This window comes from Fulvimarina uroteuthidis (assembly GCF_034321785.1).
GTDB classification, from domain to species: domain Bacteria; phylum Pseudomonadota; class Alphaproteobacteria; order Rhizobiales; family Rhizobiaceae; genus Fulvimarina; species Fulvimarina uroteuthidis.
The window spans coordinates 408,421-434,984 of the sequence record NZ_JAXLPB010000002.1; the positions used below are offsets into that span (position 1 = coordinate 408,421).

A 26,564-nucleotide genomic window follows, 5' to 3' on the forward strand; every position below is an offset into this window, starting at 1 on the left:
TCCCGGCCCCCCGGAAAGGATCAACCGGCTGTGATCGTTGGCATTTCGGTCGACGGTACGGACGAGACTGGAGTAGTCAGAAGATCGATTCCGGCCTGATCCTCGGCGTCGAGGTAGGCATCGATCATCTGGTCGATCCGGGCGAAATCGCAATAACGCTGGTAGAGGCGCTGGGCGTAGTCCGGTTCTCCGGCTGTCCCGATGGCTTCGATGAAGCGTTCCAGGAAGATACCGGTGAAGGCGGGCTGTTGAACCTCTGGCTTCTTCAGGTGCCGCGCATAGGCGGAGATACCATTTTGGGCGTGCCAGTTCAGACGGGGTGCGATGACGATAAAAGAGCCCTCGTCGTAGAGGCCGCGTTGGATTGCACTAGCGGCCACGAGGTGCTCCCGCCACAGCTGCTGGCAGGGGTTGGCGCGCAGACTGGCCGCGCGCGGGTCCTTGAAGAGGCCAGATTGCTCCGACAGCTTGTCGAGATGAGGTCGGGTTGGCTGTGTCGTTTCCTGTAGGGTTTCCGTGTACTTCTGCTCGACGAAGACAAACCCGCGCCGGCCATTCTCCGTACGGTAACGAACCAACGCGTCGGCGGCGGTGTAGTCGGCGGAAAAAGCGGGGTTGCCTCGTCCGGGACTGTGCTCGAACAGGACCTTTGTCACGGTTCCGGTGAAGCCGGGCAGGACCAACCGCAGGACACGGGTGGCGAGTTCAGGATCTCGTTTGAGTGGCCCGAAGAGATTGAACACGAGCGGCATTGAAGAAAGAAGGTTGCGGAAAAGCCTGTCAGCGTCGATGCAAGCTCCGATCTCTCGGTAAACCAGCTCACGACGAACGAGTGAGGCGACAGCCGGGTCAAGGAAGTTGGCACCGGCGCGTCCGGCGGCGAAAGTCAGACGCGAACCGATTTGACGGGTTTCCCCCGACCGGCTGCGGTGGCGACCAATGGTAAGGTTCTGATCCTGTCTCCATAACGACTGGAGCAGGCGGGCGGCGGCGGTGAATCGCGTATCATTGGACTCTTGGCACTGATGCTGGCGCAGGATTTCTGCGGGGATCAGCGGGATGGTTTCGGCGAACTCGTCCGGGATCGGCGTTGGTGCGAAGAAGGGTTCGGTGCGCATAGCGGAAGACCTCGTTTTTATGAAGACAAGGAGGATTCACGCGAGGGCTACCGAAGTTCAGCGAAACTTCGATGCTAGCAAAAAACGCTTGCGTTCTATGCGGGGTGGACTATTTTGCGGGCATGAACGGTAGGCATCGAAAGACATTGATCGCCGTGTTTCGTGATCCGGTCTCGGGGACGATTAACTGGACCGACATTGAAGGCCTGCTTTTGGCCGCCGGGGCTAATGTGATTGAGGGTCGAGGATCGCGGGTCCGATTTGGAAAAGACGGTGTAATCGCCTCGTTTCATAGGCCGCACCCGGAGAAGGAAGCCAAACGTTACCAAGTCAGGGATGCCCGCGAATTCCTAACCCAGATCGGAGTAAAGCCATGAACACATTACACTACAACGGCTACAGTGCTCGGATCGAGTTTGATGAAGAGGACGAAATTTTCGTCGGGCGGATTGCCGGCATCAACGATGCGGTCGGTTTCCATGCGAGCGACGTAGAGGCGCTGAAGGCGGCGTTCCAAGAGGCGGTGGACGATTACCTCGAAACCTGCAGCCGGGTCGGAAAAGACCCTCAGAAACCGTATTCGGGCAAGGTCATGTTCCGGGTAAAGCCGGAAACGCATAAGCGTGTCGCCCTGGCGGCAGCTCTGGCAGGAAAGAGCCTTAACCAATGGGCCGAGGAGGTCTTGGACGAAGCTTCCCGAAGCGCCGGTTAGCGAACTAGCCATGTCTCAAATATACCACAGGGCGGAAATTGTGGCAGGCATAGTGCGAGGAATGGCCGGAAATCACTATATTGTAGGCGATCGTTGCTGCGCAGACCCGCCAGCAATCGTGATCGCGATCAATATGGAGATGTCGGATGACATTTGATGATCGCATGGAAGTCCCCGGTCCTATGCCCCTCGAAGTTGCCCCTGGGGTGTTTGAGGTAGACTTCGACGCCTATGATCCGCCAAAGCCACCAAGCATGATTTGGGACCCTGAGACGAACTGCGGCAGTCCGTTTGGCCCCGTGCTGGACGTGCTGCCGAGCAAGTCGCCGCTGCCGGGTGTCCGCCCTCGCTGGACGGTCCTGAAAAACGAAACTTGGAAGCTTTATAACGCCCTGTCCTTCCTGACTTGGCAGTCGGGACTGTGCTTCAACGCGAGCATTACCCTGACGGCGGGGGCGCTTGGGTTTACCAACCATGCTGAATTCCTACGCATCATGCCGGACTGGCACAAAGAGATGAACCGGTGCCTGTTTGACGGTGACGAGAAGGAGCGGAAGCGGCAGGCCGAAGGCCGGACGCGTAACCGTATCAGCCGGCGTATGGGGCAACGCGTGAGCCATCCGCATTATTGGATCGCGGTGGTCGAGTACGCCCGCGATCAGGGATTGCATGCGCACGTACTGTGCGTGGTGCCAAGGTCCGTACAAGCCGCATTCGAGGAGAAGACCTGGGAATGGTGGCGGAAAAAGTCACCGGGTGATGTGCAGCCGAACGGAATTGCCTTTCCGAAGCGGCATCCGAACGGTCCGCAGCGCCAGTATGGACTCCAGGTGAGGTTGTTCCGGTACATCACGAAGACCACGGGAGAAGGCCTGACGGCACCGGACCATGAGGGGAAGGTGTGGACGGCCCGACAGATTTTCCGCCCTGACCCGAATGACTGTACACCGGTTATAGTTAAGGTGCCGCAGTTGGCTCAGATCAGCCACCGCTTGAATCGCGGGGCGCAGCGTGCGGCCGGATTCCAATCGAAGTTCGACCTGGGCAACTTCGATGAAGTGTACAGCGGTTGGGAGATTGGAGCCCGTGCACGGCGCGAGGAAGAGCGGAAGACAATGACCCTCTTGGACTCGCTCCAGTTTTAGTATCGCTCGTTGTTATTCCGAAAACGAATCTTGGGCAATTAGGACGTTGATTTCGGAATAACCTGGCGCATAACCCCAAGTAAACCAAGGGGTTGTCCGGCCCCTTGGTCACTGATGGACTTTTTAGGGTTTCCCAGGGATGGATGGCGATGAAGGCGGTTTATTCGACTGCGAACTTGTCGTTGGGGTCGCCGAGATCGATGGCGAACCCGGCGGGATCATCGACGGGCCGGACAGGCTTGCTGTTGGCATCGGCGAGGCCGTCATCCCGGAGTAGACGAAGGAAGGCCGGGAGCCCTTTCGCGTCGAGAGCATGGGGGTCGCGGTCCCGGTAGATGGTGCCCTTGCCGGGATAGAAGCTCAGGAGGCCGACCTTGAGTTGATGGCCAGACGTCTGCTTGAAACGAACGCCTTCCCGCTCAAGAACGGCGATGGCCTGGAGCATGGCGGGGCTGTTATGGAATTTGGGTTTGGACATGACATTTCTCCTTCTGATCCGGGGCGGATATGGCTGGAACTGCGCTCAGGGCGCACCTCTCCCAAGCGTAGGGAGAAGAGAAGGATAGAAAGAAAGTTAGTTTAAAGAGTAAGTTAGATTGACTGAAAGACAGATATTTCCGTTCAGAAAGACAGATAACTCTCATTGCGAAATATAAGTTTTGTCTAGCCCCTCCGCAACATGAAAATCAGCCTACACCCCCAGCGTTTCATTCATCGATCTTACCTATTGGTCCAAGGGATTTCGAACTTGGATGTTCAAGCTCAAATGCTCGAAGTGTTTTGTGTTTGCTGTGAGAAGACAGAGACCGTGCCTTTGGGCGGTTGCCGCCACCAATATATCGGCTAGGCCCGGGTTTCGACCAGCCGCCGTCGCATAGTCGGCAATATCACCTGCCACGATCGCCGTTTTTACCTCCACGGGTAGGATCCGGTCGCCGTAGTTCGAGACCAAATTACCAAGCCAGAGTTCCAGGTCGGCTGAGCGGGCTTCCCCGCCAGACCGACGAAGCTTGCGGATGCCAGCACGTATCTCGGTTATGGAAATTGCGGGTAGAAAGAGGCTGTCGGTGTGTTTGCGCATCCAAGCCGCGAGGTCTGAGCTGAGCTTAGGGCCACCGTCCTTCTTCGGCGCAAGCAGGCTGACGATGTTCGTATCCAGCAGCCAGCCGTTCACAGATCAACCTCACGCGTTGGAGTTTGATCGCGTTCAATCTCCAGCTCATGCGGCATGGACAGGAGCAGGTCGGCAAAGCTCGGCTTGTTATCGGGAAAAATGCGTCGGCCGTCCTCGATAGGAACGATCATTGCCGCAGGGCGACCGTGCTTAGTAATGACGGTCGGTTCCCCCTGGGCGGCAGCGTCCACGACGGCTGAGAAGGTTGCCTTGGCGTTTCGGAGGTTGAGCGTTTTCATTCTGCGTCCTCTTCAATCGAATGTGACTACATGTAGTCATAATAGAGGGCCGCCTTATCCGTGGCAATAGACTCCCGAGAGCCAAGCTCTTACGTCCGGCAGGCGGTCGGTAGATCGCTGAGGATCAAACCGTTGGAATTCCAAAGGGTCCGCAGGTCCATGAAGGGTACTTTTCTGGTCGATGGCGTCGGAAGGGAGTCGGATGATAGCTGACTGCCTGCAGAATAGGTGCGTTGCCGACCGTCGACGCCTCCTTAAGTTATTGATTTGATGTGAAAAATGAGGGAACCGACGAAGGGAAGGCCGATAGGCCAATGGTACGCTCACTACTAATATCGACAATATCACTGGCACCGCTTCTAACGACACTGTTGTTGGCACGATCGGTGACGGCACGACCTCGACGCTTCAGTCGGGCGACACGATCAACGGCGGTTCCGGTACCGATGCAGTCCGTATCGTTGCAGGCAACACCGGTGCTGGTCAGACCATCATCCCGAACCTGACAAGCGTTGAGAACGTCGTTTACCAGGGCTTCACCGCTTCGACTAACACGCTGAACCTTGCCAACTCGACAGGCGTCCAGAACGTGTCGCTCGACAGCGGAAACTCGTCGCTGAACGTTACGAACGCTGCACAGATCGTTGCGTTGAATGCTTCCGGCACGACCGGCGGTACGCTGACCGCAACGTACAACGCTGCTACCGTTGCTGGAACTGCTGATGTTCAGGCGGTCTCGCTGACGAACACTGCCAACACCACGATCAACGCCAATGGCATCGAGACGGTCAACATCACCGCAGTTGGTGCAAACACTGCCGCTCAGGTGACTGGCAACGGTATCACGAACGTAAACGTTGGTGGTGCAGGTTCGATTGCTCTTGCAAACACGCTTGCTGCAACGACAACCACGTTCAATGCCTCGGCCAACACCGGTGGCGTGTCGGCAATCTTCGCTGCTGGTGGTAACGTCACCGCAACTGGTGGCTCGAGCAACGATAGCTTCAACTTCGGCACGGGTCTTACGGCAAATGCTGCTGGCGCACCTGGTGATGTTGTTAACGGCGGTGCAGGCTTCGATACGGTTCGCGTCACGTCGGCTGGTAACTATTCCGCTGCTACTGCTGCTGCTCCGTTCAACGGCCTTACCTCGATCGAGCGCGTATCGTTCGACGGTGTGAACGGTGCGACCGTTAACGGTGCGACGTTCACGAACACTGGGATTACGAACATCGAGTTCAACACTTCTGGTGTTGTAGCTGTTCCTGGTAACGCCGGTCCAGACGGTATTGCTGGTAACGGTGACGACGTCGCAGCCATTGTAGCTGACCCTACCGTTGGCGCCGACACAATTGATAATGCTGGGTCGGCTCGTACTTATGAGTTCGGCACTGCAAACGCAGGTGCTGCTACGTTCAACCTGAACGGTACGTCTACTACATTGAACATCGGTTTGCTCGGCACCCTCGGTACGGCCGCTATCAACGATGGTCTCGATGCAAATGTCGGCGCGTTGAATGTTAATCTGTCAGCGACTGCGCCTGCAGGCTCTTTGGCTACGATTAATATCAATTCAATGGGTGACCTTGCTGACGCGGTCGCCGGTGTTGGTGGCACGTTCAACGACGTTGGTACGATCACGGCAGTTGCCGGCTCGACGATCAACATCTCTGGTGCTGGTAACCTCGATCTCGTTGGTCTCACAAATCGTGGCACGATCAACGCTTCGACCTCGACCGGCAACCTTGTTATCGAAGGTTCGGCAATCAGCACCACTAACACGGCAGCAGTCTCGGGTGGTGACACGATCACGCTTGGAGCTGGCATCGACATCGTTCAGTTCGGAAGCGGTGCAGCCAGCGGTGTTGCAAATACCACCAACGCTGCAACGACTGCCCTTGGTCTGCAGTTCGACGTCGTGAACAGCTTCAATGCTGCGGTCGGCGGCGATGTTCTCGACTTCACCGGTATTGCGGGTGATGCAGATTACACTGCCCTGTCTGCTACTGCACAAGCGTCGATTAATGCCTTGTCAGGTGCCGCTGCTACGGTGCGTGCAGCTGCTGACATTGCAGTTGCGAATACAGCACAGGACGGTGTTGTCGCTGGTGAGTGGACCGCATTCACTTTCCAGGGACAGACCTACGCGGTCTACGATGCAGCTGATGGTGCTGGTGAAGTATTCGTCGATGCAGACGATCTGCTTGTACAGCTTACCGGTGTTACCGTCGCAAATCTCGGCGATGCAAACTTCGCTTAATCAACTTCGGTCGATACAAGCGAGATAGATGCAGGGGGCCTTCGGGTCCCCTGTTTTTGTTTCAACTTTAAGGTTTGCTCGGAATTCACCATGTCGTAGGAGACCACGCATGAAGCTCACCATCATCGCTACGCTACTAGGCCTCGGCACTTCGCCTGCGACGGCACAAATCTGCATCTATCCCGCGCTCACTCCGATCCAGACTGGCAAGCAGATCCTATACCAGTTCACGGATAGCTGTGGGCAGGCATACGAAGTCGGCTATCGGCTGGAGGGCAACACACTGCACTTCCCTAGTGGTGGACAGCACACATTGCCTGAGAGATCGGACGAAGATGCTGAGAGGGTGCTTCGGGAGGCTTATGGACTTATTGGGAAGCCTGAGAGCTTGATCCGGACGAAGTGGTAAGCGGTTCGGCGGCACGTCTAGCTCGGTTGTGCATCGTCTTGCCAACATGCCCCCAAAAGGTTGCGAAACTCTGTAAGCCATCTAGGCATGCTCTAGTCGCCTTTGGCTCGGTCGTCGGCCACGAAGCCGTTGATGCAGTTGAGCAATATGTCCAGTGACGGGGCGCCAAACTCCCTGTTCCGCCATCGGCCATCTAGGCATACTCTAGTCATCGGCCTTTCGAGGATCCCAAGAGATCCATTTCACGCCTCATGGGCTTCATCGTCGCGAACTGCCCTTTGTAGGACCATCGAGGCCACCTCTGCAGCGTCCTTACGAGCCTCCATAGTCAGGTGGGCATAGCGCTGAGTGGTCTTGATCTGGGTATGGCCCAAGAGGTCCTGAACGACGTAGATCGAGACGCCCTGGTTGACGAGGAAGCTGGCGAACGAGTGCCGGAGATCATGTAGCCGAACATCGGTTAGCCCCGCACGGCAACGGATGCGGTGCCACGGGTAGTAGAGCGGTGGTGAGGGGCGCTTGGTGTCCGGAGACGGGAATATCCAAGGGTTGCCCTTGATGCGCTTGAGGGCCTTCAGGAGAACTATGGCCTGACCATTCAGAGTGATCTTCCGTGGCTTGCCGGACTTGGACTGAGGCACCAGAAGCGTCTGCCGTCGCCTGTCGATCTGTTCCCATCGAGCGTGGGTGATCTCGTTCCGCCGTCCACCGGTCAGGAGGAGGAGCAGGATGGCCTGAGCCGCGAGCTTGTTCTCGTCCTCCGCGATCGATGTTAGAAGCCAAAAGCAAGGAATCACAGCAAAAGCAACCGGAGAAGCGTGCGGCAGATTCTGGATTTCAGTCCGCCGCTCTAGGTCTGCGGATCAATATCATCGAGCTTGGCAGTGGCGATCAGCGTCAGCATGATCGCACTGCGGTCGGCGCCACGATCCGAGCCGGCAAAGAGCCACGACTTTCTGCCGAGCGAGAGACCGCGGACAGCCTGTTCGGCGGCATCGTTCGTCAGGTAGATGCGACCGTCGTCTGCGAAGTGGACAAAGCCGTCCCATCGCTTCAGCATTTGGTCCATGGCTTCTGCGACGGGGGCATGGGGCCCGTGACGTGCCCCCGTCTTTGACCCGCCGGACCGGAGAATTTTGCGAATTGTAGCTCAGGCCAACACCATGTCTCCTGAGCGTTTGATCCACTCTATCTGGGTCTTTGGGCGACCGCGCTGTGGGGACGAAGACGCGGCTTCCCGTCCTCAAAAGCCTGCAAATAGCCTGATTTCGGTGGTTTGCGGGCGGGGCGCCATTCAAAACGGCAAGGAGTGCCCATGAGCCAGACCCCATCCGTGACCGCCGCGCCCGAACAGGCGATCCAGCCCCTGACCCCCGAACGCCACGGCGAGCGGGGCTGGACGCGCTTTTCCAGCTACGCCTTCGCCGCCGGCCGCGCGCTTGCCCCGCTCGCCGCGCCCGAGGTCAGCCGCGCCGCCCTCGAACTGCCGCTCGGCTTCGTCGCCCACGAAAAGGGCTGGCAGCTCGTCGCGGTGCTCGGCCTTGCGCCCGGCCAGAACCTCTTCGTCGGCCCGGACGGGCGCTGGCACGGCGGCTACGTGCCCGCCGCCCTGCGCTCCCATCCCTTCTATATCGGCCGGGCCGAAAGCTCCGACCAGATGATCCTGTGCATCGACGAGACCAGCGGGCTTCTGGCGCAGGAGGACGGCGAGCCCTTCTTCGACGGCGCCGGCCAGTTGACCCAGCCGATGGCCGACGTCTGGACCTTCATGCAGGAGGTGGCGCGCGGCGAGGCGCAGCTCAACGCCGCCTGCGCCCGCCTTGCCGAGAACGACATCATCGAGCCCTGGCTGATCTCACTGAAGGACGGCGAGAACGAGCGCAAAGTCGAGGGGCTCCACCGTGTGTCGGAGGACAAGCTCAACGCGCTCGACGACGAGACCTTCGGCACCCTGCGCCGCGCCGGCATCGTCGCGCTCGCCTACGCCCAGATGCTGTCCGCCGGGCATATTCCGAAGCTCGGCGAGCTCGCCCGCGCTCATGCCCGCCACGCCGAGGAGGCCGAGCGCCGGCGCCAGAGCGCGGCGAGCGCCGCGCCGCAGGAGACCGGCCACAGCTTCGCGCCCAGCGAAAGCCTCGACATCGACTGGTCCAAGATCGGCTGAGAGGCGAAGAGCCTCGTGACCCCCGTCGGCAACCGGCCCGCCGGGGGTCTGGCGGGGCGAGGCGCATACGAGGTTTTTCGCGCGCGGCCGGGCCGCCCTTCATCTCCCGTTATATGATGATCGATCATGATGGCGGCTCGAACGGCCGCGATCGGCCACGATCCGGCAGGCGCGGCGCCGCGCGGCGGCCCGCCCCCAACCCTTTCGACAGGATGATCGCCATGGGCTATGTGACCGGCACGAAATGGGGCAGCGGCGTCGGCACGACGACCATCTCCTGGAGCTTCGCGACCCTTCCCGGCGATCTCGTCACCTTCACAGCGGCGCTCGCCGACAGCGCCTATCGCAGCGCCGTCGCCGCCGCCTTCGATGCCTGGGAAGCCGTCGCCGACATCGATTTCGTCTATCTGTCCGACAGCCGGTCGAACGACATCCGGCTCGGCTGGTCCGACATCGACGGCGCCGGCGGCACGCTCGGCTCGGCCCACTGGCGCTATCGCGGCACCAGCACGATCGAGGCGGAGATCCGCTTCGACAGTGCCGAGCCCTGGGCGCCGCAAACCGGCGGCAACGGCACCTTCAACTTCTACGCCGTCGCGCTGCACGAGATCGGCCATGCCATCGGCCTGTCCCACGCCGAGGGTGTGCGCTCCTCGATCATGTATCCCTATCTCACCTCGGTCGCGACCCTGTCGGCCGACGACGTCGCCGAGATCCAGGGCCTCTACGGCGTGAAGCCCGTTCCGGTCGCCGTCGCCGCCCCGGCGCCCGCGCCCGTCGCCGCCCCGGCGCCGCCGCCGGCCAACGAGATCGCGGGCGTCAATCCGCCGGTGGCGCCCGCCGCCACGCAGGACGTCTTCCGCTTCTTCAATGCCGAGACCGGCGTCCACTTCTACACCGCCTCGGCCGGGGAGCGCGATGCGATCCTCGACCGGCATCCGCAGTTCGCCTTCGAGGGCCGCGCCTTCGACGTGCCCGCAGGGAGCGGCGATCTCGCGGTCTACCGGTTCCACAACACCCAGACCGGCGCGCACTTCTACACGGCGAGCGAAGCGGAGCGGGACGCGGTTCTCGCGCGCCATCCTCATTTCACGCCCGAAGGATCGGCGTTCAACGCCTATTCGGACGCCGGTGCCAACGCAGAGCACCAGGCGCTGCACCGGTTCCTGAAAACCGACACCGGCACGCATTTCTATACGGCGAGCGAGGCCGAACGCGCGCATGTCGAGACGACGATGGCACACTATCGCTACGAAGGCGTCGCGTACTACGTGGATTTCGCCTGACGCGTCGTTCAGCTGCAAAACGCGTTGGTTTTGCTCGAAGAATATCGGTAGACTAGGGCTCGACGACGACGAATGTCCGTCGAACGCAAGAGATCGCTCCATGAATGACCGGCCGAGTTCGCACGCATCGCACGTCACGACGGAGGACCCGTTCGAACCCGTCTTCAACCCGGACGTCTACCGGCGGCAGGAAGGCTTCCATGCCCTTGATGACGCCTCCCTAGAGCGTCATTTCCACGCGCACGGCATTGCCGAAGGGCGCTTAGGCGCCGACAATTCGCTGCGAGAGAACTTCGTATCGCTGGCAAGCGTCTACGATACGATCCTGGAAATCGGCCCGTTCTGCAATCCGCTGATCACCGATCCGAAGGTCCGCTATTTCGACGTCCTCGACAGCGCGGCGCTCGAGGCGCGCGCGAAGGAGGTCGGCTACCCCATCGTCGAGATCCCGAAGATCGACTATGTCTCGCCCTCCGGCGACCTGTCGATCGTCGACGAAACCTTCGATCTCGTCATCTCGTCCCATTGCGTTGAGCACCAGCCGGATCTGATCGGCCACTTGAACGCGGTCGCAGAGATCCTGGCCGATGGCGGCCATTATTTCCTGCTTATTCCGAACAAGAAATATTGCTTCGACTATTTCATCGATCAATCGCGCCTCGAAGAGATCTGCTCGGCCCATGCAGACCGGCGCAGGACGCACAGTCTCGCCAGCGTCATCGAGCATCGCGCCCTGATCACGCACAATGACTGCGCGCGCCACTGGGTCGGCGACCATGCGGATGGCGACTATTTCACGGGCCGAACCGAGGCGATCAGGAAGGCGATCGAGGAATATGACACATCCGACGGCGCCTACATCGACGTCCACGCCTGGCAGTTCACGCCGCAAAGCTTCGAATTGATCATCGCGATGCTGAAAGAACTGAGTCTGATCTCCCTCGAGCCCGTACGGGTCTATAATACGCCGCGCGGGCGCAACGAATTCACGGCGATCCTTGCCAAGCGCTGATCCCTCACGAGGATCGTCGGGCCTGCCTGAGCGGCGAGACGTGGAAGCTTCACCCTCTGGAACCCGCCAAGGACAGATCCCGTTCAGCGACGTGCACCGTGACCTGCACGGATCGGCGCATCCCCGCGCCGCCCGCCGGTTCCCCTATCGTCCGGTGATGGAGTTCCGGGCGAAGTTCAGCGAGAAGTCGCTGTTATAATTGTCGAAGTTAGGATTGTAGAACGGATCGGCGTCCAGGATCTTGCCCCAGCGCTCTCTCATGTAGCGGGCCTCGCTCATGAAACGTCGGTGCTTTTCGGGGCTCTCGTCCGAACCGCGCGAGGCCGATTCCAGGTGATAGAGTTCGGCGAACGGCGTCCAGAGGATCCGGTATCCTGCCTCGCGCACCCGCAGACAGAAGTCGACATCGTTGAAGGCCACGGTGAGGTTCGTCTCGTTCAGGCCCTCAACTTCGAGATAGACGTCGCGTCGCACGGCAAGGCAAGCAGCCGTGACGCAGCCGACGTCGCGTGTGATGGCGTAGCTTCCGAAATAACCGACTTCCGTGCGGTCGAAGAAAAGGCCCAAATGCCCCGCAACGCCTGCCCCGCCGTCGAAATGCCCTGCCCCAAGCCGCACGCCGGCATGCTGGATCCGGCCGTCTGCGTAGAGGAGCTTCGCACCGACGCAGCCAATGTCCGGGCGAATGGCGTGGGACACGAGTTCCGTGAGCCAGCCGTCGGAGATAACGTCGATATCATTGTTGAGGAGGAGGAGAACCTCGCCCTTGGCTTCCTTCGCCGCGAGATTGTTAAGCCGCGAATAGTTGAAGGCGCCCGAAACCTGCAGGACGCGAACCCGGTCGTCCTTCTTCAGGTCGTCGAAGGTCTCGAAGGTTTCCGGCTGTTCGCTGTCATTGTCGACGATGATGATTTCGAGGTTCTTGTAGTCCGTACGGAACAGAAGCCCCTCCACGCACTGGCGTACGAGTTCCGAGCGGTCCCGAGTGGGTATGATCACGGAGACCAGCGGCTCGTCGGCGGGAACCGGAAACTTCACGCGGTTCCAGATTGGAACGATCGGGTTCTCGAGCACCTGGACGCCGGGCGCATCATCGTCCGACTGGACGCCGAGATGCTCGCGCAAGGCCTTGCGTGAGGAATCGATGCAGCGCTGCAGGTCCGACTGCGAGAAGGAGGACGCACTGCTCGTCTGGCGCCAGTGATAAAGCACTTTCGGAATGTGGACGACCTTGTCGCTGCCGCAGACGGCAAGCGAGCGAAGCGCGAGATCGTGGTCCTGGCTGCCGGTGAAGCCGTCGCGGAACCCGCCGATATCGTCGAGCAGGGAACGGCGATAGACGCCGAGATGGTTGATGACGTTCTGGCCAAGCAGCTGGTCGTAGCTGAAATCCGGCTTGAAGTAGGGATCGAAACGCTCGCCGTTCTCGTCGATCTTGTCTTCGTCGGAATAGAGGATGTCGGCGTCCGGACGATCGTTCAGCGTCGCGACGATCTCGTAAAGGGCATGTTCGGCGAGGATATCGTCATGGTCCATCAGGGCGACGAATTCGCCTTTCGCAAGTTCAAGGGCCGAGTTCGAGGCAAGCGCGATGTGGCCGTTGGTCTCACGCGTGACGATGCGGATGCGAGGTTCCAGGTTCGCAAGCTCCTTCAGGACCCGCGCGACATGGGTTTTGGGGGAGGCGTCGTCGGCGATGCAAAGTTCCCAGTTCTCGTAGATCTGGGCGGTCACCGACGCGACGGCCTCCCGAAGTTGTTGCTCGGGCGTATTGTAGACGGGCATCACAATCGAGATCAGGGGCTTGTCCGTCAGATCGCGCAGGCGCTCTCGCATCGCCTTGCGCTGCTTGTCGTCGAGCCGGTCGCATGCTTCGATCCACCTGCCGTAGTCGCGGCGATCGAGCGGGTTGGCGCCGAGGTCAAGAATGGTGCCGTCCACGATCGTCGAGAGAGATGCTGCGACGCCGCGAGAGGCAACCAGCCCGCGAAAGTGCCGGATGCGGGCGCCGATGAGGTGCGGTGTCGATGCCCAGTAGGCAGCGCGCAGCGTTCCGCGCCCTAACCGGCGTACCGGGGTAGGCATGCGCTCCATCACCCGGCGAATCGGCGTGGTGCTGCGCCAGAGGGTGCTTGTTTCCATCGCCGACAGACGCTCGCGCAAGGCGTTGCGTCCTGTCGTCAGCTCCTCCTGGAGCGCAAGAAGCTGCGTGATCTGCTCTTCGTATCGGACCCGCATGCTGGCGAGATCGTCCTCGACCGCCTCGTATCGCGCCCGCATGTTTTCGAGCTCGTTGCAGACCGCGCCGTGCTGGATCTGGAACGTGTCGAACGCAGTCCGGGACGCGTCGAGTGCGTTCTGGGAGGCGCTGAGCGCGTTCTGCATCTCATGGACCTGCCCGTCGAGGCGAGCGCGCTCCTTGGCAAGCTCGGAATACGAGAATTGCAGGCTCAGCCGCTGGCCGAGGGTCTCCATCGTCTTCCTGAAGCCGGCGGCGTCCTCGCCCTCCAGCGCGAAGAGGTCGGAAAGGGCGGGGGGGATCTCGCCGAACGCGAGAACCCCGAGGCCATGATTGTGAAAGAATTCGAACGTCGGATGGTGCGCCTTCAGTTCGGCGAACAGTTTCCACACGCCGAAGTCGCGTTCCCTGACGTTCGTGTCGTGGAACAGCACCACCGCATTGGCAGTCAGCTTGCGCGTCCAGGTCTCGTAATCTTCCTTGACGTCGTCGTAGAAGTGCCGCCCGTCGATATGCAGGAGATCCACCGAATTGTCCTCGAACTTGTCGAGGGCTTCGGCGAACGTCATGCGGTGGATGGACGAGAAACCCGAATAGTCTGCGTTGCGGCGCACGACGTCCTGATGGATGGCGTCGTCGTAGAAGCCGGCATGCTCGTCGCCCATGAACGTATCGATCGCATGGCAGTTCGTGCCGAGACCGAGGATCTTCACCGTCTCGCACGCCGCGAAGTAGGAATATCCAAGGTGGGTGCCCAGTTCGACGAAGCGAGCCGGGCGGAGGCGCTCGATCACGAAGGACAGGAACGGCACATGTTCCAGCCAGGCCGACAGCACGATGTGGCGCGGGGTATGAAGCGCCGCGGTGGAGATGGTCACTTTGGTCATTTTGGAAACTTCTCGAGGCTGAAATGGACGAGCCGACGCCGCGCGCACAGGCTGGTTGGCAGTTACCGTATCACACCGCTCGGGACGATGCGTAGCGTTCGAGCGTCTCTTCTATGGGGCCATGATATCGGACCTTGCCATGCTCCATCCAGAGCCCGTCCGTACACCATTGGCGCAGGAGATCGTCGGAGTGGGACGCCATGACCAGAAGGCCGGCATTGCCGATGAACTCTTCGAGGCGGGCCTTCGCCTTGTCGATGAAGGCCGCATCGCCCGCCCCGATCCCTTCGTCGATGAGGAGGATATCCGGGGTGATCGAGGTCGAGACGGCGAAGGCGAGACGGGTGGACATGCCGCTGCTGTAGGTACGCAGCGGCATGTCGAGAAATTCGCCGAGACCGCTCCATTGGCCGATATCGTCGGACCGGGCTTCGATCTGTCTGCGCGTGAAGCCGAGCAGCATGCCGCGCAGAATGATGTTCTCCCAGCCCGTGGCGTCGGGATCCATTCCGAAACCGATGTCGAACATGGCCGCGACGCTGCCCTCGACCTCGACGCGGCCCGCGTTCGGCTCGTAGATCCCCGCGATCGTCCGCAGGATCGTCGACTTGCCCGCCCCGTTATGACCGATGAGACCGATCTTGGTTCCATGCTGAAGATCGAGCGAAAGATCGTCGATCGCGCGGATGGAGACACGCCCGTTGCCGTCTCGCGGCTTGATCTGGCCGCCGGTCGCGGCGGCCATGACGTTGTTCTTCAGCGATCGGCTGCCGGCGTCGAAGATCGGGATGTCGACCGTGACATGGGTGAGCGTGATGGATGTCATGTGATCAGGCCCAATACGGAATGCGGCTTCGATAGCGTGCGAAGAAGGCCGTCGCGAGGAGACCGAACAGGATGGTCAGCACCATGCAGGCGATCCAGTTCGTCAGCGTCCCCGTGCCGCCCAGAAGGGGATCGCGGGCGATCTCGATGAAATGATAGAACGGATTGAGCGCGACGAACGCGACCCGCTGCGGGATCTGCTCGGCACTCCACAGGATCGGCGTCATGAAGAAGATCACCTGCACGAAGCTGCTGACGATCATCGGAATATCACGGAAGCGGGCGCAGAGCGGCCCGAGGACCATGACGGCGAAGACGCCGTTGAGGACGTAGAGCGCAAGGGCGGGAATGAAGAGAAGGATCGACCAGGAGATCGGAATGCCGAAGATGAGAAGGACGATCAGATAGATCAGGAAGTTGTGGGCGAGATTGATGAGCTGCGACCAGACGAACTGGTAGATGTAGACGCTGAGGGGCAGCCGGATCTGCCGGATCGAGCCGGCCGCGCCCGAAAAGACGTTGCAGGCGGCCGTGACCGTGCCGCTGATGAAGCCCCACATGATGAAGCCGACGGCCAGGAACGGCAGGTAGGTCGAGATATCCATGCCGAAGATCTGCGAGTAGAGAAAGCCGAGGCTCGCCACCATGATGCCCATCGACAGGGTGAGCCAGAACGGACCGATGACGGAGCGGCGATAATGCTTGCGCACGTCGCGCCAGCCGAGAAAGATCCAGAGCTCGCGCATCGCGACGCCCTCGCGGAAATCCTGCCACGCGACCGCCATGCGTCCGGTAGGGGTGCGATGCCTGGCGGCTTTCACCGGGACTGCGTTCGCTTCGGCCATCGGCATTGTGTGCTCTTTCTTCAAATCGTTCACGGGCTCCCGAACGCCAGGGGCCCGGTGTCTTGCGCGCCGGGCCGACAGGGCCGCGAACCGGCAAGCACGCCGGCTCCTGCAACGGGCGCGCGGTCGGCCTATCGTTCCTCGTTGGCGATGCGTTGCAGATACTGCCCGTACCGGCTCTTGCCGAGCCTTTGGCCGAGCTCCAGAAGGCGTTCCCTGTCGATCAGCCCGTTCGCATAGGCGATCTCCTCGGGACAGGCGATCTTGAAGCCTTGCCGGTGTTCCAGCGTGCGCACGAACTCGGCAGCTTCGAGAAGCGAGTCCGGCGTTCCGGTATCGAGCCAGGCGTAGCCGCGCCCCATCAGCGCAACGTCCAGCGACCCTTCATCCAGATAGATCCGGTTGAGATCGGTGATTTCCAGTTCGCCGCGCAAAGAAGGCTTCAGGCTGCGCGCGAATTCCGACGCCCGGCCGTCATAGAAGTAGAGCCCGGTCACCGCCCAGTTCGACTTGGGATTTTCCGGCTTCTCCTCGATCGACACGGCCTTCTTCCGCGCGTCGAATTCCACGACGCCGTAGCGTTCGGGATCGGCGACATGGTAGGCGAAGACGCTCGCGCCGAGTCGTGTCGCGGTGCGCTCGTGCGCGCTGGCCATCAGTTCGGTAAGACCGTGGCCGTAGAACAGGTTGTCGCCGAGGATCAGCGCCGAAGGCTCGCCGGCGACGAACTCTTCGCCGATGAGGAAGGCCTGGGCGAGCCCGTCCGGGCTCGGCTGTTCGGCGTAGCGCAGCGTGATGCCCCACCGTTCGCCATCGCCGAGCAGCGCTTCGAAGCGCGGCAGGTCGTGCGGCGTCGAGATGATCAGGATCTCAGTGATGCCGGCCAGCAACAGGGTCGAGAGCGGATAATAGATCATCGGCTTGTCGTAGACCGGCAGTAGCTGCTTGGAGGCCGTCAGCGTCATCGGATGCAGGCGCGTGCCGCTGCCGCCGGCAAGGATAATACCCTTCATGGTCTTTCGTCCTTATTTCTTTCCGTCCGCCCGGGACGGCGCCTCGATCAGCCGATCGAGGACCGTGGCGAGGGAGGTCTGCCACGACGGCAGTTTCACGTGATGGCGTTCGGACAGGCGCGTTGTGGAAAGCACCGAATTCTTCGGGCGAGCCGCCGGCGTCGGATACTGGCTCGTGGGGATCGAAACGACATCCGCACCGACGGAGCCGCGCGCGCGCGCGCCCTCGAAGATAGCACGGGCGAAATCGGCCCAGTTCGTCTGGCCGGTGCCCGCCAGATGGAACGTGCCGTAGAGCGCCTCGTCTCCGGGTTCGGCTTCGAGCGTAGCGGCGATCGTCAGGATCGCGTCCGCGATGTCGAGGGCCGAGGTCGGCGATCCGGTCTGGTCGGCGACGACGTTGAGACTGTCACGCCCGGCGGCGGCCAGACGCAGCATCGTCTTCACGAAGTTCTGGCCGAACGGCGAATAGACCCACGCCGTGCGCAGGATAACGTGACGGGGACCCGCCGCGCGAACCGCGTCCTCGCCGGCCAGCTTGGAGCGTCCATAGACGCCGATCGGGTTCGTCGCGTCGGTTTCGAGCCACGCACCGTTCTTCTCTCCGTCGAACACATAGTCGGTGGAGAGATGAATGACGGGAACGCCGAGGTCCACCGCAGCCCTCGCCACGGCGCCTGCGCCCCGGCCATTGGCGGCCATCGCCACGTCGGGCTCGGCCTCGGCCTTGTCGACCGCCGTGTAGGCGGCAGCGCTGACGATCACGCTCACGCCGGCGCTCGCCTTCACCACGGCCGCGGTGACGGCCTCAGGAGACGCCGTCAGGTCGAGGTCCGGGCGGCCGAGGGTGACGATCTCGATGCCTGCGCGCTCGGCTCTTTCGCGCAAGGCGGTGACGACCTGCCCCTCGCGGCCCGTGACGAGCATGCGCATCAGAATGGGCTCTCGACGCTGGCGAAGGAGGGCTGCCGCCCGTCCTTGTCCGACAGGATCGGGGTCTCGCCGCCAAGACCCCAGTCGATCTTCAGATCGGGATCGTCGAAGGCGATGCCCTTGTCGCAGTCGGGCGCGTAGGGAGCCGTGACCTTATAGAACACCATCGTATCGGGCGTCAGCGTCGAGAATCCGTGGGCAAACCCCTTGGGAACGAGAAGCTGGAGACCGTTCTCGGCGCTCAGCTCCACGCTAACATGCCGGCCATAGGTGGGCGAGGCCCGCCGCAGGTCGACCGCCACGTCGAGGATGGCGCCGGCCAGGACGCGGACGAGCTTGTCCTGGGCGGCGGGCGGTGTCTGGTAATGCAGACCGCGAACCGTTCCCTTGTCGGCCGAAAAGGACTGATTGTCCTGAATGAAGTCGAGGTCGATGCCCGCTTCCCTCATGCGCGCGGTGTTGAAACTTTCAGTGAACCAGCCGCGTCCATCGCCGAACCGGCGCGGTTTCAGGATGACGACGCCCTCGAGCTCCGTTCGGGTCACGTCGAGAAGGGGTTGTGCGCTCATGCCGTTTCCTTGCCGTCTTCGTTTCCAAGCCCCAGCCGTTCGCCGCGATACTGGCCGGAGCGAATGTTTTCCCACCACTGGCGATTGTCGAGATACCACTGGACGGTCTTCTTCAGACCGGTCTCGAACGTTTCGGCCGGCCGCCAGCCGAGCTCGGCCTCGATCTTGCCGGCGTCGATCGCATAGCGGGCATCGTGGCCCGGACGATCGGCGACGAACGTGATCAGGCGCTCGCGTGGGCCGCCCTCATCGGGCTGGATCTCGTCGAGGATCGTGCAGATCGTGCGCACCACGTCGATGTTGCGTCGCTCGTTATGCCCGCCGATCGCGTAGGTCTCGCCGACCGCGCCGCGCTCTGCGACGAGGATGAGAGCCGCCGCATGGTCGTCCACGTAGAGCCAGTCCCGCACGTTCTCGCCCTTGCCGTATACCGGCAGGGGCTCGCCGTGAAGCGCGTTGAGGATCACCAGCGGGATCAGCTTCTCGGGGAAGTGACAGGGGCCGTAATTGTTCGAGCAGTTGGTGACGACGACCGGCAGCCCGTAGGTGTGGTACCAGGCGCGGACCAGATGATCGGAACAGGCCTTGGAAGCCGAATAGGGCGAGCGCGGGTCGTAGGCCGTCGTTTCCGTGAAATAGCCGGTTTCGCCGAGCGTGCCGAACACCTCGTCGGTCGAGATGTGGTGAAACCGGAACTGCGACCGGCGCTCGCCGTCGAGCGTGCGGTAGTGGGCGAGGACGGCCTGCAGAAGGACGGTCGTTCCGACGATATTGGTCTCGATGAAGGCCATCGGACCATCGATCGACCGATCGACATGGCTTTCGGCGGCCAGATGCATGACGATATCGGGATCGAAATCGGCCAGCGCCTGCCGCATGGCGTCGAGATCGCGGATGTCTGCGCGAAGAAACCGGTAACGCGGGTCCTTGGCCACGCTTGCCAGGCTTTCGAGGTTGCCCGCATAGGTCAGCGCGTCGACGACGAGAACCTCGTGGTCCGTCTGTTCGATCAGGCGCCGGACGACGGCGGAACCGATGAAGCCGGCGCCACCGGTGACGAGAAAACGTTTGGGCATGGTCATATCTCAAAAGGCCGATCGTCAGTTAAGGCGCGCGGCGTCTCCAGCGGGTCTCGATCGCGTGAATACGGGAGCCTCGTCTTCGCGCCCGGACGCGCGCGCCGTGCCTGACAACGTCGCCGCACGTTATGAAAGCTCCGTTTCACGATGTTCGGCGGGCTCTTAACAGAGTTGTTCGCAAACATGAAGCAGGGGCTTATGCCGCTCGGGACGGCAAGGGTCGATTTCGGCGTGGCCGGCTCGTGCACGTAACGTTCGCTGCGCAAAATCGTGCCCGCGCCGTCGTTATGGGCCCGGACAAGAGGCTGCCATCGCGCCCGCTGGGCCGGGTCTCCGGTTCCGCTGCCGCCGCCCCGCGACCTTCGAAAACCGGATGCGCCTTTCCGCAAGCCGCCGTTTCGCGCGGCGCTTCCACCGGTGGCCGGGCCTGTACCGTTCCGCCGGAATGTGCGAAAGCCGCACGGGACAAACGCTCCTTTCCTGTGACCCAGCCGAAACCCGCCCCGATGTCGATGAAACCGAACCCTGCCGTCTTCCATGATTATTTTGGAATAAGGGGTGGCGGCGAGCGTCTGGCCCTGACCCTGGCCGAAGCGTTCGAGGCCGATCTCTTCTACGGTTACCGCCAGCCGGAAAGCTACGAGCCGGCGATGTTTCCGAGGAATGCCGCCGATCTCGGCCTGCCGGCGGTGCTGCGACGGCCGGGCCTGCGGGCCGCCGCGCTCGCGGCGCGGTTCAGGCTTGCCCGGCGCACGGCGCGGCCCTACGCCGTCAGGATCTTCAGCGGTGTCGCCGCCCCCTTCGCCGCGCCCGACAAGGCGGACGGCGCGCGCAACATCTATTATTGCCACACGCCGCCGCGCTTCCTGTACGACCAGAAGGACTTCTTCCTGAAGAACGGCGGCGGTTCGTTCGCGAGGCGCCTGGCCCTGTCGCGGTTCGAGGCCGGATACCGGGCCGCCGTCGACCGGATGGATGTCATCGTCGCCAATTCGCGGAACATCCAGGGGCGCATATCCCGCTATCTCGGCCGCGACAGCGTCGTCGTCTACCCGCCCTGCGACACCCACCGGTTTCACTATCGCGCGCCGGAGGACTATTATCTGTCGACGGCCCGGGTCAGCGGCCTGAAGCGCGTGGGCGCGATCGTCGATGCGTTCCTGCGCATGCCGGACAGAAGGTTGATCGTCGCCTCGGGCGGCGAGGACCTCGACAGGCTGCGCCAGCGTGCGGGGAACGCCCCGAACATCGAGTTTCTCGGCTGGGTCGAGGAGGCGACGCTGCAACGTCTGGTCGGCGGCGCGATCGCGACCCTCTACGGTCCCGTGGACGAGGATTTCGGGATTTCTCCGGTCGAATCCATGGCGGCCGGAAAGCCGGTCATCGGCGTTGCGGAAGGCGGCTTGAAGGAAACCATCCTCGACGGGGAAACCGGGTTTCTCCTGCCGCCGGGCTTTAAGCCGGACGATATCGTCGCGGCCGTCATGCGCCTGCCCGCCGAGCGGGCGATCGGAATGCGGGACGCCTGCGAGAGGCGGGCGCAGGAATTCTCGGCCGATCGGTTCGTCAACGCCATGCGCGCGATCATCGAACGGGGCTGAAAGCACGCAAGCGCCGCGCCGGGCCGCCAGCAAGGGTCAAAGCCACCTTATCGCCCCAAGCCCTGGGGGCGCCGACACGCGAGAGATCGATGAAGGTCCTGCATTTCTTCAAGACGTACCAGCCCGACAATTTCGGCGGCGTCGAGCGCACGATCGCATCCATCGCCGGTGCAACGCGCGATCTCGGCATCGAGACGACCGTTCTTTCGCTGAGCCGGACGCCGGAGACGGCGAGCCTCGACATCGACGGCCATCGCGCGATCAAGGCGCGGCTCGATCTGGAACTGGCCTCGACCGGGTTCTCGCGCGACGTCTTTGCGAAGTTCGCCAGGGAAGCGAGGACCGCCGACCTCGTTCACTACCATTTCCCCTGGCCCTTCATGGATCTCGTGCATTTCGCCAGCCGGCACGGCAAGCCGAGCCTCGTCACCTACCATTCCGATATCGTGAAGCAGAAGACGCTGCGGCGCGTCTATGCGCCGCTGATGAACCGGTTCCTCGACCATGTCGATCTCATCGTCGCGACCTCGCCCCCCTATCTGGCGACAAGCCCCGTCCTCAAGCGGTTCGCGGACAAGACCCGCATCGTCGCGATCGGTCTCGACGAGCGGTCCTATCCGGTGCCGGACGAGGAGACGCGCGCGCGCTGGCGACGGCGCCTGCCCGGACCGTTCTTTCTCTTCACGGGGGTGCTTCGCTACTACAAGGGCCTCGACGTCCTGATCCGCGCCGCCGGGCAGACCCGCGCCGACATCGTCATCGTCGGCACCGGGCCGATCGAACCCGAACTCAAGCGACAGGCGGCGGCGCTCGGCGCGGACAATCTGCATTTCGTCGGCCCTGTCGAGGACATCGACAAGATGGCGCTGCACGCCCTCAGCGCCGGTTTCGTGTTCCCGTCCAACCAGCGCTCGGAAGCCTTCGGGCTGGCGCTTCTGGAAGCTGCGATGGTGGGCAAGCCGATGATCTCGACCGAGCTCGGCACGGGGACGAGCTATGTCAACGCGGACCGGAAGACCGGCATCGTCGTGCCCCCCAACGATCCGGACGCACTCGCCGCGGCCATGAACGAGATGATCGCGGACGAAAGCCAGGCGGCGCGCTGGGGCATGGCGGCGCAGCAGCGCTTCGAGGAACTCTTCACCGTCGACAGAATGGGCCGCGCCTATGCCGAGCTCTATCGCTCGCTTGTCAAGTGAACGGGTCTCGCAGCCCCGGGAACCCACCATGCCGCCGGCTCGCCCGCGCGTCAGCCTCTCCTCATCGTGCGGCGCGTTCTCAGCTTCTCGAGCGCGATCCCGATCGTCGCGTGACGCAGCGCGGCATAGAGGTCGAACAGGCGTGGATGGCGTTGCCAGAAGGGCCGGAAGCCGAGAATGAAGGGATTGTCTTCGGGCCGGAGCTGCCGCTGGCCAAGGGTGCGAAGCTCGTCGAGCGACGCTTCGCCGGCTGACCAAAGCGGCGCAAGCGCTTCCTCGGCGGTGGCCAGATAGCCGCGACGTTCGGCGACATGGGCGAACAGGCGCTCGGCCGCATGGGCGGCGGTTCCGTCGAGCTCGGCCCGTTCGGGGCCGAACAGGGACGCCAGATCGTCGCGTGCGAAGGGTGCGAGCGCGTCCCGGCGAAACCAGAACATGGTTCCGGCCGCGAAGGTGCCCTCGGCAAGCTGCGCAAGCGGCACGGTGCTTTCGGTCCTGTCCATGATCGTGCGGACATGGGTCCGGTTGAGGACGAGCCGGTTCTTCAGCGGCATCAGATGGTTTTGTGCAGCGACGAGGCCGATCGACGGAACCGCCTCCATGGCGCCAAGGGCGACGAGCCCTTGCGCGTCTTTCCGCAGGAGCGAGTTCGCGATGAACCGCCGCCAGGCATCGCCATCGGTGCGGTGGACGGACCGCTTGGTGTGCAGCTTCAGCCCGAACTCGAAGCTTTGGTCGACCCCGCGAAGGGCGGTCAGGAACGGCAGCACGTCGCGTCCGCGATTCTCGGTCGTGATCCGCGTCCAGCCGGCAAGGTGCGGGGTCTGCGGCACATCGAGGTCCATGGACGGATGCGGGCATGTGAGGACGAGGGCGAACGGGCGGTCCATCGCCTCGGCAAGATGGGCGGCGATCTCGCTCCAGACATCGCGATGAAAGACGTGCACGAAGACCACCACGCGCGCCTTGAGGTCGCGCGGTGCGGTGGGGGAAGGCGTGCCTGGTCTCATCGCGCTCGTGTCCTCAAAAGTGCAAAGACCTGCCCCTTACAGTGCCCGGTGCAGGCGTGACATCCGGTTTTTCGGCCACACCGCCCGCATCTGGCACTTCGATGGTCCGTCACCGAATGTCCCGAACCCGCCGCCGCAGGGGCCGATCCGGTGAGCGGTCACGCGTCGGGCGTCATAGGCCGGCGTCCCTGACGGCGAGCACGCGTTTTCCCGCGCGCCGCCGCACGCTCCAGCGCTCGCCGACCGGGACGTTTCCGGTCATCCAGCGGCGGCGCATGCGATAGCTCATGCGATCGGGCGCCACGGCGGTCTCGGCGGTCTCGTCCGTTTCGACCGTCTCAGATGCTTCGGCAGCTTCCGCGCGATCGCCGACCGCCTCGCCGGCTTCCGCCGCGCGGTCCGGTGTAGCCGCGATGTCCGCCTCGTCCCTGTCCGGCTGGCGCGACGACGCGTCCGGCTCGGACATCTGGTATTCGGCCGGATCGATCCGCCGGACCGGGCTCCTGCGGCGATAGCGCCGCCGCGCCTCGCCCGGAGCGTCCGGGCCCCCCTCGAATGTCGCGGCGGCATCGACCGCGCCGGTTTCCGCCGCGCCCGTTTCGCCATCACCGTCGGCCCGCACGACGGGGAGGATGCGGCGCGACCTGTCGATGTCCGCCTTCGGCGTTTCGGGCAGGCGTTCGCTCGTGGATGCCGCCGCTGCGGGTGCCACGGCCTCGGGTCGGGTCTCGAGCAGCGAGAGATCGAATGGCGTTGCGCGTTCGCTCGTCTGTCTTCGGCTTTTCCGGACCGCCACTGTGAACGGTTTCTGATTGCGTGCCATGATGGGTCGTTTCGTTCCTGAAAATGGGTGGGCGCGTTCCGCGTACCGCCGAATTTCGTCTTTTGGCTGGCATGACGATAAGCTGCGGATCGGACCGTGCGTTACGAAGTATCGTGCGGGGGGCAATGTTCGATCTGCGACCGCCGGATCCCCCGCGTCACGCATGGCTCTATCACGAAACGCGGCGGTTTGCCGGACCCCCGCCGGATTTCCACCGGAGACGCACCTATGCGCCGCCCGATCGCGTCTCGGGCGAACGGCACGGTGCCCGAGACGCGATCGGGCGTCGGGACCGTCAGGCGCGCCCGGTTCCGAAGCAGGGAACCGCAAGGGAGTTCGGCCGATCGATCCCCGGATTGCGGTCGATGCAATCGAGCCCCGCCGCGAAAGCCGGGTCGTTGCGGCGGGACGTGACGCGCCGACGGGATCGGGTTAGACAAACCACGTCATGCTTATCGAATATCAGGCCGGAGGCCGACATGGACGCCAGTGAACGAGACCCGATCGACGCTTTCGCGGCACGGCTCATCGAAGCCCGCAGATCGGGACGGCGCATCCCGCGCGCGCAGGCCGAGGCTGCCGGATCCGATCTCACCATCGGCGGCGCCTACGGCGTCCAGGCGAGCGTCTGCCGGGCGCTCGGGCCCGCCCGCGCCTTCAAGACCGGCCGCAAGGCGCTCGATCTGCCGGTGATCGTCGCGCCGGTTCTCGAGAGTGGATTGCGGGGCGATGGCGCGGTGTTCTCGGCCCGTGAACTCGGCGGCTGCGGCATCGAGCTGGAAATCGGCTTCCGCCTCGACCGGCCCCTGCCGCCGGTCGAGGCTGAGGATTTTGCCGAACGGGCCCGGGGCTGCGTCACACCCCTGCCCGTCATCGAGATCATCGACGGGCGGATCGAGGCGTTCACCGAGCTTTCCGATGCCCTGAAGCTTGCCGACAACCAGATGAATGGCGGCCTCGTCTGGGCCGAGCCGCAGGCGGACGGCGCCACCCCCGACTTCGTGCAGCCGGTGACCGACCTGCGGTTCGACGGCAGACAGATCGTCTCGGGCCCCTGCCCGGTGCCGGGCGGCGACGCCTTCGACATCTTCGTCGCCTTCGCACGAGCGATCGGGGACCATTGCGGCGGTTTCCAGCCGGGCCAGATCGTCACGACGGGCTCCCTCACCGGCATGCTCTTCGTCGAGCCGGGAACCCGTATCGAGGGGCGGATCGAGGGGCTCGGCACGATCTCGGTCTCCTACGAATAGGCACCCGGCGCCGGCGGCGACCGCCGGACCTTGATCACTCGCTGGCGGGAGAGCGCATCAAGGCGTCGAGCTTGTGCATGAGGTGCTCGCGCATCAGATCCGCGAGCCGCTTGCCGTCGCGAGCTTCGAGAGCGGCCTGGATCGCTTCGTGCTCCTGCGTCGCCGTCAGCCAGCGTTCGGGAGACAGATTGGCCTGATAGCGCGCCCGGAAAACGCGCTGGGCCAGTGTGGCGTGCTGGCGGGACAGGGTCGGATTGCGCGCCGCATCGAGAATGCCGGTGTGGATCTTCTGGTTGATCTCGAAGTAGCTCGGCCGGTCGGCCTCCTCGTAGGCGAGGCGCAGGTCCGCGCAGAGCCGGGCGAGCCGGGCGATCTCCGCAATGGTCGCGCGGATGGCGGCCAACTCCCCCGCCGCCCCTTCGAGGGCCGCGATCACCGGAAAGAGTTCGGCAAGTTCGCCGGCCGTCTGGCGCGCGACGATCGCGCCGCGATTTTGAACGAGCTCGACGAGTCCATCGTGCGCCAGGATCTTCACGGCCTCGCGAACCGGCGTGCGCGACACGCCGAAGCGCTCGGTCAGCGCCTTTTCCGGCACCTTCTCCCCCGCCTTCAATTCGCCCTCCATGATCATCTGGCGCAGGCGCTCGCTGATCTCCAGCGACAGGGCGGGACGTACAAGCGCGTCTTCGAGGGCGGCTAAACTCGTCATGGATCAGGGGCATTCCGCGTTGGGCATTCTGGGGAATCTGCCGTCCCTTTGGGGGCCGGCGGA

The 26,564-nt window shown here is 62.9% G+C and carries 25 protein-coding genes and 1 pseudogene; 10 read left to right on the forward strand and 16 right to left on the reverse strand.

Annotated features, from left to right (window positions below; genetic code table 11):
- Positions 1 to 20 precede the first annotated feature (20 nt).
- Positions 21 to 1,118 (reverse strand): PGN_0703 family putative restriction endonuclease, encoded by a 1,098-nt coding sequence (locus tag U0C82_RS06830; RefSeq protein WP_322186327.1) that lies wholly within the window; start codon positions 1,116 to 1,118, stop codon positions 21 to 23.
- Positions 1,119 to 1,240: 122 nt separating this feature from the next.
- Between U0C82_RS06830 and U0C82_RS06835 the strand changes: the two genes are divergently transcribed.
- From U0C82_RS06835 to U0C82_RS06845, 3 genes are all read left to right on the forward strand, one after another.
- The gene (locus tag U0C82_RS06835) at positions 1,241 to 1,495 is read left to right on the forward strand and encodes a type II toxin-antitoxin system HicA family toxin (protein WP_322186864.1); all 255 of its coding nucleotides are present in this window, start codon (positions 1,241 to 1,243) and stop codon (positions 1,493 to 1,495) included.
- Positions 1,492 to 1,830 (forward strand): type II toxin-antitoxin system HicB family antitoxin, encoded by a 339-nt coding sequence (locus U0C82_RS06840; protein WP_322186328.1) that lies wholly within the window; start codon positions 1,492 to 1,494, stop codon positions 1,828 to 1,830. The genes U0C82_RS06835 and U0C82_RS06840 overlap by 4 nt, the downstream gene beginning before the upstream one ends.
- A 146-nt stretch (positions 1,831 to 1,976) precedes the next feature.
- Positions 1,977 to 2,975 carry a hypothetical protein gene (locus U0C82_RS06845; RefSeq protein ID WP_322186329.1) on the forward strand — a complete coding sequence of 333 codons (999 nt, stop codon included), beginning with the start codon at positions 1,977 to 1,979 and terminating at the stop codon, positions 2,973 to 2,975.
- Between the two features lie 160 nt (positions 2,976 to 3,135).
- Here the strand turns inward: U0C82_RS06845 and U0C82_RS06850 are convergent, their stop codons facing one another.
- From U0C82_RS06850 to U0C82_RS06860, 3 genes are all read right to left on the reverse strand, one after another.
- Positions 3,136 to 3,420, reverse strand: a complete 285-nt coding sequence (locus U0C82_RS06850; RefSeq protein ID WP_322186330.1) for a hypothetical protein — start codon at positions 3,418 to 3,420, stop codon at positions 3,136 to 3,138.
- A 279-nt stretch (positions 3,421 to 3,699) separates the two neighbouring features.
- A complete protein-coding gene (locus tag U0C82_RS06855) occupies positions 3,700 to 4,149 on the reverse strand; it encodes a type II toxin-antitoxin system VapC family toxin (protein ID WP_322186331.1) in 450 nt (149 codons plus the stop codon).
- Entirely contained in the window at positions 4,146 to 4,388 is a 243-nt protein-coding gene (locus U0C82_RS06860; RefSeq protein WP_322186332.1) for a type II toxin-antitoxin system Phd/YefM family antitoxin, read from the reverse strand. The genes U0C82_RS06855 and U0C82_RS06860 overlap by 4 nt, the downstream gene beginning before the upstream one ends.
- A 589-nt stretch (positions 4,389 to 4,977) precedes the next feature.
- Here U0C82_RS06860 and U0C82_RS06865 point away from each other — a divergent pair.
- Positions 4,978 to 6,648 carry a beta strand repeat-containing protein gene (locus tag U0C82_RS06865; RefSeq protein ID WP_322186333.1) on the forward strand — a complete coding sequence of 557 codons (1,671 nt, stop codon included), beginning with the start codon at positions 4,978 to 4,980 and terminating at the stop codon, positions 6,646 to 6,648.
- A 651-nt stretch (positions 6,649 to 7,299) separates the two neighbouring features.
- Here the strand turns inward: U0C82_RS06865 and U0C82_RS06870 are convergent.
- Both U0C82_RS06870 and U0C82_RS06875 read right to left on the reverse strand, forming a co-directional pair.
- A complete protein-coding gene (locus tag U0C82_RS06870) occupies positions 7,300 to 7,854 on the reverse strand; it encodes a tyrosine-type recombinase/integrase (protein ID WP_322186334.1) in 555 nt (184 codons plus the stop codon).
- Between the two features lie 59 nt (positions 7,855 to 7,913).
- A pseudogene (locus tag U0C82_RS06875) lies at positions 7,914 to 8,162 on the reverse strand (IS66 family transposase); the annotation flags it as partial.
- A 210-nt stretch (positions 8,163 to 8,372) separates the two neighbouring features.
- Between U0C82_RS06875 and U0C82_RS06880 the strand changes: the two are divergent.
- The 3 genes from U0C82_RS06880 to U0C82_RS06890 all read left to right on the forward strand — a co-directional run bounded on the left by U0C82_RS06880 (position 8,373) and on the right by U0C82_RS06890 (position 11,519).
- The gene (locus U0C82_RS06880) at positions 8,373 to 9,221 is read left to right on the forward strand and encodes a SapC family protein (protein WP_322186335.1); all 849 of its coding nucleotides are present in this window, start codon (positions 8,373 to 8,375) and stop codon (positions 9,219 to 9,221) included.
- A 221-nt stretch (positions 9,222 to 9,442) separates the two neighbouring features.
- The gene (locus U0C82_RS06885) at positions 9,443 to 10,507 is read left to right on the forward strand and encodes a matrixin family metalloprotease (protein ID WP_322186336.1); all 1,065 of its coding nucleotides are present in this window, start codon (positions 9,443 to 9,445) and stop codon (positions 10,505 to 10,507) included.
- A 100-nt stretch (positions 10,508 to 10,607) separates the two neighbouring features.
- Positions 10,608 to 11,519 carry a class I SAM-dependent methyltransferase gene (locus U0C82_RS06890; RefSeq protein ID WP_322186337.1) on the forward strand — a complete coding sequence of 304 codons (912 nt, stop codon included), beginning with the start codon at positions 10,608 to 10,610 and terminating at the stop codon, positions 11,517 to 11,519.
- 144 nt (positions 11,520 to 11,663) lie between these two features.
- On the opposite strand, the gene U0C82_RS06895 is transcribed toward U0C82_RS06890, so the two are convergent.
- From U0C82_RS06895 to rfbB, 7 genes are all read right to left on the reverse strand, one after another.
- On the reverse strand, positions 11,664 to 14,645 hold the full coding sequence (locus tag U0C82_RS06895) for a glycosyltransferase (RefSeq protein WP_322186338.1): 2,982 nt from the start codon (positions 14,643 to 14,645) through the stop codon (positions 11,664 to 11,666).
- Positions 14,646 to 14,715: 70 nt separating this feature from the next.
- The gene (locus U0C82_RS06900) at positions 14,716 to 15,471 is read right to left on the reverse strand and encodes an ABC transporter ATP-binding protein (RefSeq protein WP_322186339.1); all 756 of its coding nucleotides are present in this window, start codon (positions 15,469 to 15,471) and stop codon (positions 14,716 to 14,718) included.
- Positions 15,472 to 15,475: 4 nt separating this feature from the next.
- The gene (locus U0C82_RS06905; protein WP_322186340.1) at positions 15,476 to 16,321 is read right to left on the reverse strand and encodes an ABC transporter permease; all 846 of its coding nucleotides are present in this window, start codon (positions 16,319 to 16,321) and stop codon (positions 15,476 to 15,478) included.
- 125 nt (positions 16,322 to 16,446) lie between these two features.
- Entirely contained in the window at positions 16,447 to 17,328 is an 882-nt protein-coding gene (gene rfbA, locus U0C82_RS06910; RefSeq protein ID WP_322186341.1) for a glucose-1-phosphate thymidylyltransferase RfbA, read from the reverse strand.
- A gap of 12 nt (positions 17,329 to 17,340) precedes the next feature.
- Positions 17,341 to 18,261, reverse strand: a complete 921-nt coding sequence (gene rfbD, locus U0C82_RS06915; RefSeq protein ID WP_322186342.1) for a dTDP-4-dehydrorhamnose reductase — start codon at positions 18,259 to 18,261, stop codon at positions 17,341 to 17,343.
- Positions 18,261 to 18,830: a dTDP-4-dehydrorhamnose 3,5-epimerase gene (gene rfbC / locus U0C82_RS06920; protein ID WP_322186343.1), complete on the reverse strand. Its 570-nt coding sequence runs from the start codon at positions 18,828 to 18,830 to the stop codon at positions 18,261 to 18,263. Before rfbC ends, rfbD begins: the two co-directional genes overlap by 1 nt.
- Entirely contained in the window at positions 18,827 to 19,906 is a 1,080-nt protein-coding gene (rfbB, locus tag U0C82_RS06925) for a dTDP-glucose 4,6-dehydratase (RefSeq protein WP_322186344.1), read from the reverse strand. The genes rfbC and rfbB overlap by 4 nt, the downstream gene beginning before the upstream one ends.
- A gap of 509 nt (positions 19,907 to 20,415) precedes the next feature.
- Here rfbB and U0C82_RS06930 point away from each other — a divergent pair.
- Positions 20,416 to 21,510, forward strand: coding sequence for a glycosyltransferase (locus U0C82_RS06930; protein ID WP_322186345.1), 1,095 nt, complete (start codon positions 20,416 to 20,418; stop codon positions 21,508 to 21,510).
- 89 nt (positions 21,511 to 21,599) lie between these two features.
- Positions 21,600 to 22,709, forward strand: coding sequence for a glycosyltransferase (locus U0C82_RS06935; RefSeq protein WP_322186346.1), 1,110 nt, complete (start codon positions 21,600 to 21,602; stop codon positions 22,707 to 22,709).
- 50 nt (positions 22,710 to 22,759) lie between these two features.
- Here U0C82_RS06935 and U0C82_RS06940 read toward each other — a convergent pair whose 3' ends face one another.
- Positions 22,760 to 23,719: a rhamnan synthesis F family protein gene (locus U0C82_RS06940; RefSeq protein ID WP_322186347.1), complete on the reverse strand. Its 960-nt coding sequence runs from the start codon at positions 23,717 to 23,719 to the stop codon at positions 22,760 to 22,762.
- A gap of 172 nt (positions 23,720 to 23,891) precedes the next feature.
- On the reverse strand, positions 23,892 to 24,542 hold the full coding sequence (locus U0C82_RS06945) for a hypothetical protein (protein WP_322186348.1): 651 nt from the start codon (positions 24,540 to 24,542) through the stop codon (positions 23,892 to 23,894).
- A 479-nt stretch (positions 24,543 to 25,021) separates the two neighbouring features.
- Here U0C82_RS06945 and U0C82_RS06950 point away from each other — a divergent pair, with 479 nt between their 5' ends.
- Positions 25,022 to 25,792, forward strand: coding sequence for a hypothetical protein (locus U0C82_RS06950; RefSeq protein ID WP_322186349.1), 771 nt, complete (start codon positions 25,022 to 25,024; stop codon positions 25,790 to 25,792).
- A 34-nt stretch (positions 25,793 to 25,826) separates the two neighbouring features.
- Here the strand turns inward: U0C82_RS06950 and U0C82_RS06955 are convergent, their stop codons facing one another.
- Positions 25,827 to 26,501, reverse strand: coding sequence for a GntR family transcriptional regulator (locus U0C82_RS06955; protein ID WP_322186350.1), 675 nt, complete (start codon positions 26,499 to 26,501; stop codon positions 25,827 to 25,829).
- Positions 26,502 to 26,564: the final 63 nt, after the last annotated feature.

What these genes read in the sequence shown, in the direction of transcription:
- rfbC (WP_322186343.1), bottom strand. Translation starts at nt 18,830, where the DNA reads ATGAGCGCACAACCCCTTCTCGACGTGACCCGAACGGAGCTCGAGGGC.
- U0C82_RS06950 (WP_322186349.1), top strand. Translation starts at nt 25,022, where the DNA reads ATGGACGCCAGTGAACGAGACCCGATCGACGCTTTCGCGGCACGGCTC.
- U0C82_RS06885 (WP_322186336.1), top strand. Translation starts at nt 9,443, where the DNA reads ATGGGCTATGTGACCGGCACGAAATGGGGCAGCGGCGTCGGCACGACG.
- U0C82_RS06945 (WP_322186348.1), bottom strand. Translation starts at nt 24,542, where the DNA reads ATGGCACGCAATCAGAAACCGTTCACAGTGGCGGTCCGGAAAAGCCGA.
- rfbA (WP_322186341.1), bottom strand. Translation starts at nt 17,328, where the DNA reads ATGAAGGGTATTATCCTTGCCGGCGGCAGCGGCACGCGCCTGCATCCG.
- U0C82_RS06930 (WP_322186345.1), top strand. Translation starts at nt 20,416, where the DNA reads ATGTCGATGAAACCGAACCCTGCCGTCTTCCATGATTATTTTGGAATA.
- U0C82_RS06935 (WP_322186346.1), top strand. Translation starts at nt 21,600, where the DNA reads ATGAAGGTCCTGCATTTCTTCAAGACGTACCAGCCCGACAATTTCGGC.
- rfbD (WP_322186342.1), bottom strand. Translation starts at nt 18,261, where the DNA reads ATGCGCATGCTCGTCACGGGCCGCGAGGGGCAGGTCGTCACCGCCTTG.
- U0C82_RS06905 (WP_322186340.1), bottom strand. Translation starts at nt 16,321, where the DNA reads ATGCCGATGGCCGAAGCGAACGCAGTCCCGGTGAAAGCCGCCAGGCAT.
- U0C82_RS06840 (WP_322186328.1), top strand. Translation starts at nt 1,492, where the DNA reads ATGAACACATTACACTACAACGGCTACAGTGCTCGGATCGAGTTTGAT.
- U0C82_RS06850 (WP_322186330.1), bottom strand. Translation starts at nt 3,420, where the DNA reads ATGCTCCAGGCCATCGCCGTTCTTGAGCGGGAAGGCGTTCGTTTCAAG.
- U0C82_RS06940 (WP_322186347.1), bottom strand. Translation starts at nt 23,719, where the DNA reads ATGAGACCAGGCACGCCTTCCCCCACCGCACCGCGCGACCTCAAGGCG.
- U0C82_RS06860 (WP_322186332.1), bottom strand. Translation starts at nt 4,388, where the DNA reads ATGAAAACGCTCAACCTCCGAAACGCCAAGGCAACCTTCTCAGCCGTC.
- U0C82_RS06830 (WP_322186327.1), bottom strand. Translation starts at nt 1,118, where the DNA reads ATGCGCACCGAACCCTTCTTCGCACCAACGCCGATCCCGGACGAGTTC.
- U0C82_RS06845 (WP_322186329.1), top strand. Translation starts at nt 1,977, where the DNA reads ATGACATTTGATGATCGCATGGAAGTCCCCGGTCCTATGCCCCTCGAA.
- U0C82_RS06890 (WP_322186337.1), top strand. Translation starts at nt 10,608, where the DNA reads ATGAATGACCGGCCGAGTTCGCACGCATCGCACGTCACGACGGAGGAC.
- rfbB (WP_322186344.1), bottom strand. Translation starts at nt 19,906, where the DNA reads ATGCCCAAACGTTTTCTCGTCACCGGTGGCGCCGGCTTCATCGGTTCC.
- U0C82_RS06955 (WP_322186350.1), bottom strand. Translation starts at nt 26,501, where the DNA reads ATGACGAGTTTAGCCGCCCTCGAAGACGCGCTTGTACGTCCCGCCCTG.
- U0C82_RS06895 (WP_322186338.1), bottom strand. Translation starts at nt 14,645, where the DNA reads ATGACCAAAGTGACCATCTCCACCGCGGCGCTTCATACCCCGCGCCAC.
- U0C82_RS06835 (WP_322186864.1), top strand. Translation starts at nt 1,241, where the DNA reads ATGAACGGTAGGCATCGAAAGACATTGATCGCCGTGTTTCGTGATCCG.
- U0C82_RS06880 (WP_322186335.1), top strand. Translation starts at nt 8,373, where the DNA reads ATGAGCCAGACCCCATCCGTGACCGCCGCGCCCGAACAGGCGATCCAG.
- U0C82_RS06900 (WP_322186339.1), bottom strand. Translation starts at nt 15,471, where the DNA reads ATGACATCCATCACGCTCACCCATGTCACGGTCGACATCCCGATCTTC.